The sequence below is a fragment of the Viridibacillus sp. NPDC096237 genome, assembly GCF_050278625.1.
GTDB lineage: Bacteria > Bacillota > Bacilli > Bacillales_A > Planococcaceae > Viridibacillus.
Genome location: NZ_JBNNTI010000089.1, coordinates 1 through 5,371, shown reverse-complemented (window position 1 = coordinate 5,371; position 5,371 = coordinate 1). Strand labels below are relative to the sequence as shown.

Here is a 5,371-nt window from a genome sequence, read left to right as displayed (position 1 = left end):
ATTGTTTTCGGTAGACTATTAGTATTGACTCCACTAACCATTTTCATTCTCTGTGGTGCAGGACTATTTTGTACTGCATGGATGGCTAACGGGGTAGGTTAGCTGAATAAGCTGTATACTAAACAGTTTGTAGAAAGAGGAGAGATAGATGTTTTTTAAAAAGCAAAAATTAATTAAAAATGACATAAAGTTTATGGCGGAATTGTTATATAAAGATGTATCATCTGAAAAATGGGACCAAGAAAACCTTACAAAAGATAATTTGAATTTTTCAATAGAAAGTGTTCGCTTGGTTGATGAGTATGCTGATAGGTTAATGCATACAGACTTTGGCCAGCAGCTTTTAAAAGAACATCCAGATAATTTTCCCGTAAGAATCGGAGTCTATCTAGGAGAAGTCATTAAAAACCATACAAACGGGCAATATAATTGGTTTGAGTTTAAATCTATCCAAGAAAATACGATTCATTTAGATAACTATATGGTGAGTGTAGAAAGCGAAAGTGTTCTTTACTCAAAAAAATTAAACAAAGTGATATGCCCGATTTATGAAGCTATACAATATCTTAATGGAGAGTCTAAATATAAAACTTTTTTAAACTATCTAGACCAAGTAATAAAAAATCAATAAAGGAGACGAATATAAACTTTATTGAACTAATGGGGCAAGTTTAGTAGAAGAAGGATATGTTAGGGGGATTTAATATGAAACGTTTAATTATAGGTATAGCAGTAATAATGTTGATTTTATTAGCTATGTGGTTTTTAACTTCAGCGTCACCAAGTTAGAGTGTTATCAGATTATTCAACTAACGGTGCAGGTTAGTTGAAGAAACAGATAAAAATGAATATATATTAATGTACGAAAGATTTTTTATTCTATTTCTAGAATTAATCAGTAAAGAAATAAATTTTATTTTAAAGGATGACTTTATTTTGAAAAAGAAATTTCTTTTGATATTTACATTTCTACTATGCGGCGGTTTATTATTTGTATGGTCGGAGAGTGAAGTAAAAGCTACTTTTACAGGAGTGATTGAAGAGATTAATGGACAGAGTGCCGTAGTTTATGTATCTGAAGATGAAGAGAATGCAGTTTATGGAATAATTGCTGTAAATCTTGCAAAGAATCCTGACGAAACATTTCAGGTTGGTGATAAGGTAAAAGTAGGTTACGATGGTACAATACGAGAAACAGCACCAATTGGTATTACTACTCTTACTGTAGAGTTAGTTGAGTAATATCTTATAGAGAAGTTGTGCAATGTACTATTCGTTTCCTAACATTAACTAATGAGTGCAATATCGTTAGAATGCATAGAATGAAAACCCATAAAAGAGGTGAAGCAATGTTTTTTTTAAAAATATAAAAAGTTAATTGAGGATTTTGTTAATGAAGTAATTCCTGTTGAGGATTTTGAACGTGACTATCTAAATACATTTAAAAATGAGACAGAAAGAATAGATACGTTTTTCGAAATCTTAAACGGAGTCTTTGAAGCCGTTGATTGTTATTGGCACGAATGTCTTCCTGGACAAGAAACTGCTTTTGAAATATCTGAACAACAACTGAGAAAAGAAGTAAGTGAAGCGTTGGTTAAAATAAATAGTTTATCGAATAATCTTTAAATTGTATTCAACTAACGGAGGCTTTAGTAGAAGATCTTAGAGCTGTTCAGACAGCTATTAACCAGTTTGAAAAGAGCACAACAAAAAGAAGCACAGTTCATTTCGGTGCTTCTTTTTGTGGGTAATATTATAAAACTTCATTTCCAATTTGAAGTGAACCCAAAAAGTTAGACACAACTAACAATTGAAGGTGTAGTTTTTTTGCCCAAATTTTATTTTAATCAAAAATAGCTGCTTTACAAGGAGATAGCTATAAAAATGAATTGTTGTACAGATTGCCTGTAAACAGGTTTCGAAAGAACTTACGCACAATCCAGGCCGACTACTAAAGCAGAATCATAGGTTACTAGGTGAAAAACGATCTATCTAATTGTTTTCGAACTTAACTTACTGAAGATATGAATGACCTGATTGAATGGGGATTCAAGCAGACGGCTTAGTGACATAACAATGTAGGTTACACCTAATCCGATGATTGCACCAGCCAACACATCTAGAGGATAATGCACGCCGATAAAAATTCTTGAAAGGGCCATGAAAAAGGCCATAATTATAAGTACACTTCCTACTTTTCTTCGTTTCCAGAAAAGGGCGAAAGCCAAGGCGAATGAGCCTGCAGCATGATTACTTGGAAATGAAGGATCTAAGTTTGATTTTTCAAATAACAATGTTACGGCATGGTTGACATATGGACGCGGTCGAAAATACGCCATTTCAATAATCTTATCTATACCAATTGTAAGAATGACAATCGTTAACGCATATAATACGATTTTCCGATTTTCATGCTGATTTTTGGATTTTGAAAACCATAGCCATATAAAGACCATTCCAAACAGAATGGGGCCATATTTCGAAAATAAAAGAACAAGTTGATCTAAAATTGAGTATTGTCCTGCAAACTGGTTAATCAGTTTGAAAAGTTGATAGTCTATATTCATGTTGTTGTCTCCTAAGGTGAAACTTTGTCTGATTTAGTGATTTTTTTTTCATTGTTCTCGGATGATAAAAACTCTTCTAATGCACGTTTGTTCTTTTCTAAATCAATATCCAAGATTGCACCCACGTTTACACGTTTGTTTTCAAAAGAACTTGCAATAGGAATTCGTAAAGTATCCATACCTTTAGATTTCCCAACTAATAAACCTTTTCCAATTGCAAGGATTGTTTTATTGTCAACATTTGTATCAATGTATGGATCTGCAACACCAAGTATTTTTGGTAAATTCACTAAGCTTTGAAGACTGATAGCTTCTTCTTTAACCTTAGATAAAACTTCTTGCTGGCGTTCCACTCGCCCAAAATCACTTAGACGATCGTGGCGGAATCGCACATATCCTAATAACTGGTCACCATGTAAAGTTTGTTCTCCTGGAAGTAATGTCATGCCAATTCCATACTCCATTTTGTAAGGAATATCAACCTCAATCCCATCGGGCGCTAAAAGATCAATAATTTTAGGGAATCCTTCAAAATCAACGACAGCGTAGTAATTAACATCAATATCAAAATTTTGCTTAATTGTTTTCCTTACAAGTTCAGGGCCTCCAAAAGCAAAAGCAGCATTTATTTTATTTTTTCCGTAATCTGGGATGTCGACATACGTATCTCTCATAATAGAAACAGTTTTTATATCATTCGTCGTTTGATTATAGTGTGCGATTATTAAAGCATCAGCTCTACCTTCGTCGTCTCTAGCGTCACTCCCTATTAATAGCACATTAATCTCACCAAATTGCAGATCCGCACCTTCGAATGGCTCAAACGTCGTTTCGTCATCTTTATAGAGACCGTCGTCTGCCATAGACAATCCGCTATTGTACTGATAAACCCAATAGATGATCCCTGCTACTATCACTAATGCGAATGCTAAGAACAAATTTCTTAGCCATTTACGGCTCGTTTTACTTATTTTCATAATAAATCCACCTGTCATTTTATTGTAAGTTATTTCTTTAGTAATGCATTTGTAGTAAGTTGTACAGCTATTGCATCGTCTAAATAACCAATAGGAAATAGATAATCCGGAATAACATCGACGGGAATAATAAAATATAATAATGTACTTCCAATTAAGGTTAGTTCAAATAATGTACCCTTCCCCAATGTGAATTTCTCATATAACTCTTTTAATTTGCTTATAAATGGGCCTATGCTTCCGACATTCTGAATTTTTTTATCAAAACCTTCAAGAATCGTATTTTTACCCTCTTCTGTTTGTGCATATAGTCCATAGTTTTCTAATTTCTCTTCAACATCTGCCATCGAAAATTGTTTATCATAAACATTAGAAGACTCAAGAAAAGCTTGAATTGCATCAACAGATGTATGGATATCATGAGACTTATCCTGCCTCTGTTTAATGGGGTATCCTGCAGCTTCAAAAAGATTGATTAAAGGAACTCCAAGGCAGGTAGAAAAATTTTCTAAATGTTGTGGTGTTGCTTTTCGTTTATCGTTTATTATCCGTGAAATGGTAGCTGTATCGATTCCGGTGAGTTCACTAAACTTCCGCATAGACAATGAACGTTCTTTTAATAATTCTCTCAGCAATAAACCAAGAGTAGTACCGTTTCTCTTTTCAGCCATTTCCCATTCTCCCTTCTTAAGTTACGAACTTGAACTAAAATTGCCTAATGTGAAATTATATATTCTCAAAAAGTATATAGTTATGTTGACAAATTGTCAACAAATTATTAAAAGAATGCTGTAATAGCAAGTATTAAAATAATTACACCACTAATAATTGCTCCAAATTGTCCTACGGTAAATGAACCGATTCGAACATCTGCTACTTTACTTCCTATCTTGACCCCTGCCCAAACACTGATCAAACTACCTATGGCAGCAGTTATCGAAATTGCAATCGGTGAAAGGCCAAGTAAACCTGCTCCTAGCCCATTCGTAAGTGCATTCGCCGATAATGCAACGCCTAAAAGTGCAGATTCTCCCCAACTAATTTCTCCAGATTTATTAAGATCAGCTATCTCAGGATTTCTTAAAATACCTTGAACACCTTTGGACTTAATGTCATTCTTACTATCCACTTTTGAATTCTCTTTTTTTATTGGTTTAGCCAAAAGAATTATCCGAATACCGATAACAAATAATAAAAATGCTCCAAAAATCACAGGGAGCATTCCTGGAAGAATGGTCGAGAGCCAAACCCCAAATGTAATTCCTCCCATACTCATAAGAAAACAAATGAACGCAATTAATAAATTTTTGTCAAATCTGACAGTTATCTTTCTTATCCCATAAGAAATTCCTACACCTAAATTATCAATACTTGATGAAAAAGCAAAAGCTAAAATGATTAACCAAGTCACTGTTCAACACCCCTTGTTTTTTTATATCCTATTATTCGTGTTGACAAACGGTGCTTGTTTATTTGAAAAATGTTGACAAAAAAACAACGCTCTTTTTAAGAAAGCATATTTTTTACTGTAGATGTTTTTTCGCGAAAGATGAAGCAGACAGTAATGCCTCAGGGGTGAAAGGGTGCGAATTAGCTATTCTAAAATGTGTAAAAAAAATAAACCTAAAAAAGGGAACAGTTAAATCTGATTCCTTTTTTTAGTACACTTTCACTAGTGTTGCATAAATAAAGACAGAAAATTCTGTCTATTAATACTTGGGGTTTAGATCCAAAAAAGGAAACATTTCAATAAAGGTGGCCCCATTCATTTGGTTTTTATTTACAATTATACGTGTGCGATAACGACAGTTTGCGTTTTATGGA

General features: G+C 33.6%; 6 protein-coding genes and 1 pseudogene. 3 read left to right on the top strand and 4 right to left on the bottom strand.

Annotated elements, in window-relative coordinates; genetic code table 11:
- Positions 1 to 148 precede the first annotated feature (148 nt).
- From ACQKMD_RS21625 to ACQKMD_RS21615, 3 genes and pseudogenes are all read left to right on the top strand, one after another.
- The gene (locus ACQKMD_RS21625) at positions 149 to 631 is read left to right on the top strand and encodes a hypothetical protein (RefSeq protein ID WP_427754610.1); all 483 of its coding nucleotides are present in this window, start codon (positions 149 to 151) and stop codon (positions 629 to 631) included.
- Between the two features lie 305 nt (positions 632 to 936).
- Entirely contained in the window at positions 937 to 1,242 is a 306-nt protein-coding gene (locus ACQKMD_RS21620; protein ID WP_427754608.1) for a hypothetical protein, read from the top strand.
- A 132-nt stretch (positions 1,243 to 1,374) separates the two neighbouring features.
- Positions 1,375 to 1,629, top strand: a pseudogene (locus tag ACQKMD_RS21615) (colicin immunity domain-containing protein); the annotation flags it as partial.
- A 362-nt stretch (positions 1,630 to 1,991) separates the two neighbouring features.
- On the opposite strand, the gene ACQKMD_RS21610 reads toward ACQKMD_RS21615, so the two are convergent.
- From ACQKMD_RS21610 to ytaF, 4 genes are all read right to left on the bottom strand, one after another.
- Positions 1,992 to 2,570 (bottom strand): phosphatase PAP2 family protein, encoded by a 579-nt coding sequence (locus ACQKMD_RS21610; RefSeq protein WP_427754607.1) that lies wholly within the window; start codon positions 2,568 to 2,570, stop codon positions 1,992 to 1,994.
- Positions 2,571 to 2,581: 11 nt separating this feature from the next.
- Positions 2,582 to 3,547 carry an LCP family protein gene (locus ACQKMD_RS21605; RefSeq protein ID WP_427754605.1) on the bottom strand — a complete coding sequence of 322 codons (966 nt, stop codon included), beginning with the start codon at positions 3,545 to 3,547 and terminating at the stop codon, positions 2,582 to 2,584.
- Positions 3,548 to 3,576: 29 nt separating this feature from the next.
- A complete protein-coding gene (locus tag ACQKMD_RS21600) occupies positions 3,577 to 4,218 on the bottom strand; it encodes a DUF1232 domain-containing protein (RefSeq protein ID WP_427754603.1) in 642 nt (213 codons plus the stop codon).
- A gap of 107 nt (positions 4,219 to 4,325) precedes the next feature.
- Complete coding sequence (gene ytaF, locus ACQKMD_RS21595) at positions 4,326 to 4,958, bottom strand: sporulation membrane protein YtaF (RefSeq protein ID WP_427754601.1); 633 nt, start codon at positions 4,956 to 4,958, stop codon at positions 4,326 to 4,328.
- Positions 4,959 to 5,371: the final 413 nt, after the last annotated feature.

Excerpts from the sequence above, each read along its gene's own strand:
- ACQKMD_RS21600 (WP_427754603.1), bottom strand. The coding sequence starts at position 4,218 with ATGGCTGAAAAGAGAAACGGTACTACTCTTGGTTTATTGCTGAGAGAA.
- ACQKMD_RS21605 (WP_427754605.1), bottom strand. The coding sequence starts at position 3,547 with ATGAAAATAAGTAAAACGAGCCGTAAATGGCTAAGAAATTTGTTCTTA.
- ACQKMD_RS21625 (WP_427754610.1), top strand. The coding sequence starts at position 149 with ATGTTTTTTAAAAAGCAAAAATTAATTAAAAATGACATAAAGTTTATG.
- ACQKMD_RS21610 (WP_427754607.1), bottom strand. The coding sequence starts at position 2,570 with ATGAATATAGACTATCAACTTTTCAAACTGATTAACCAGTTTGCAGGA.